Below are 2,500 nucleotides of genomic sequence, written 5' to 3' on the forward strand. Positions count from 1 at the left end.
TTCGAGAGTGCGAGACTATAAACCGGCCACTGAGCGCGGCGGCGCCGGGGCCTACGGGTCCGGGACGGTTCGACGCTCAGAAGCACCTCAACGCGATGTGTGAAGCACCAGCCGACAGTTTCGGTGGGTGTTTTGTCGTCGGGTTGAGTTGTCAGGTTTCTGAAAAGGGGCCTGGCGGATCTCTATCGGTGCAATGGTCTGCTGCTTGTTTCGAACGAAATAATCGGCGCGCTGCGAAGAAAGAGGTTGCTTCCTTCCTCTGGAGGGTCTACTGGTTCGCTCCCTTCGGGGCGCTGGCATCCACTGGATGCCGCCTGATGGATCTCACTTTGGAAGATCTGAAGATAGAGATTTCTCCCTTTTGGGGAGATTGACGCATCTGCGTCGGGCTGTTTGACAAGTTAAATTGAAGAAAGAGAAACGTGGACGGCGGAGTCCTTGCGGGTCTCGTTCGATGGAAGCTTCGGCTTCTTGAGGCGAGGCCGGACGAAAGACTTCGGCGGTACACGTTTTGAACAAAGGTTAACACCATCGTTGTTAGCGCTGTGAAGCGCGGACAGCAGATTGGCTGAACTTCGGTTTGGTCGATTTAGTATGGTGGGACCTCGTCAATACGTTGTGATCAGCCGGTTTAAAGTTTCAAGTCCAACTTGAGAGTTTGATCCTGGCTCAGAGCGAACGCTGGCGGCAGGCTTAACACATGCAAGTCGAACGGGCGTAGCAATACGTCAGTGGCAGACGGGTGAGTAACGCGTGGGAACATACCTCTTGGTTCGGAACAACACAGGGAAACTTGTGCTAATACCGGATAAGCCCTTACGGGGAAAGATTTATCGCCGAGAGATTGGCCCGCGTCTGATTAGCTAGTTGGTGGGGTAAAGGCCTACCAAGGCGACGATCAGTAGCTGGTCTGAGAGGATGATCAGCCACATTGGGACTGAGACACGGCCCAAACTCCTACGGGAGGCAGCAGTGGGGAATATTGGACAATGGGCGCAAGCCTGATCCAGCCATGCCGCGTGAGTGATGAAGGCCCTAGGGTTGTAAAGCTCTTTTGTACGGGAAGATAATGACGGTACCGTAAGAATAAGCCCCGGCTAACTTCGTGCCAGCAGCCGCGGTAATACGAAGGGGGCTAGCGTTGCTCGGAATCACTGGGCGTAAAGGGTGCGTAGGCGGGTTTTTAAGTCAGAGGTGAAATCCTGGAGCTCAACTCCAGAACTGCCTTTGATACTGAAAGTCTTGAGTATGGGAGAGGTGAGTGGAACTGCGAGTGTAGAGGTGAAATTCGTAGATATTCGCAAGAACACCAGTGGCGAAGGCGGCTCACTGGCCCATAACTGACGCTGAGGCACGAAAGCGTGGGGAGCAAACAGGATTAGATACCCTGGTAGTCCACGCCGTAAACGATGAATGCCAGCCGTTAGTGGGTTTACTCACTAGTGGCGCAGCTAACGCTTTAAGCATTCCGCCTGGGGAGTACGGTCGCAAGATTAAAACTCAAAGGAATTGACGGGGGCCCGCACAAGCGGTGGAGCATGTGGTTTAATTCGACGCAACGCGCAGAACCTTACCAGCCCTTGACATGTCTATGACCGGTACCAGAGATGGAACCTTCCCTTCGGGGCATAGAGCACAGGTGCTGCATGGCTGTCGTCAGCTCGTGTCGTGAGATGTTGGGTTAAGTCCCGCAACGAGCGCAACCCCCGTCCTTAGTTGCTACCATTTAGTTGAGCACTCTAAGGAGACTGCCGGTGATAAGCCGCGAGGAAGGTGGGGATGACGTCAAGTCCTCATGGCCCTTACGGGCTGGGCTACACACGTGCTACAATGGCGGTGACAATGGGATGCAAAGGGGCGACCCCTCGCAAATCTCAAAAAGCCGTCTCAGTTCGGATTGGGCTCTGCAACTCGAGCCCATGAAGTTGGAATCGCTAGTAATCGTGGATCAGCATGCCACGGTGAATACGTTCCCGGGCCTTGTACACACCGCCCGTCACACCATGGGAGTTGGTTCTACCTGAAGGCAGTGCGCTAACCGCAAGGGGGCAGCTGACCACGGTAGGGTCAGCGACTGGGGTGAAGTCGTAACAAGGTAGCCGTAGGGGAACCTGCGGCTGGATCACCTCCTTTCTAAGGATGGTTCTTCAGATGCTTGCATCTATCGAACCTCTTTTGAAACATCAGTGGCCAGACATTGGATCAATGTCTGAGCTGCATAGGCGGGACACCGCCGTCTTCGTTTCTCTTTCTTCGCGGACGAACACACGCTGGGGCGTGCTCGTGCTGCTTGTTGGCGTTTGATCGCAAGGTCACGTCGATGGGCCGAGCGCAGTCCTTTGTTGTTAGGGCTTGTAGCTCAGTTGGTTAGAGCGCGCGCTTGATAAGCGTGAGGTCGGAAGTTCAAGTCTTCCCAGGCCCACCATATTTGCGCGCTTTGCTTTCAAGGCTGCTGCTCACGTCACGACATCGCATCTGCAAAACGCGAACTACAGCGTTG

At 54.5% G+C, this 2,500-nt stretch carries 1 tRNA gene and 1 rRNA gene; both read left to right on the forward strand.

Features of this window, described 5'->3' with window-relative positions:
* The first annotated feature begins 646 nt into the window (after window positions 1–646).
* Window positions 647–2,133, forward strand: a 16S ribosomal RNA gene (locus AB8A38_RS22915).
* Between the two features lie 215 nt (window positions 2,134–2,348).
* Window positions 2,349–2,425: transfer RNA gene (locus tag AB8A38_RS22920), tRNA-Ile, on the forward strand.
* Window positions 2,426–2,500 lie beyond the last annotated feature (75 nt).

This window comes from Tardiphaga sp. 839_C3_N1_4, assembly GCF_051811045.1.
Classification (GTDB): domain Bacteria; phylum Pseudomonadota; class Alphaproteobacteria; order Rhizobiales; family Xanthobacteraceae; genus Tardiphaga.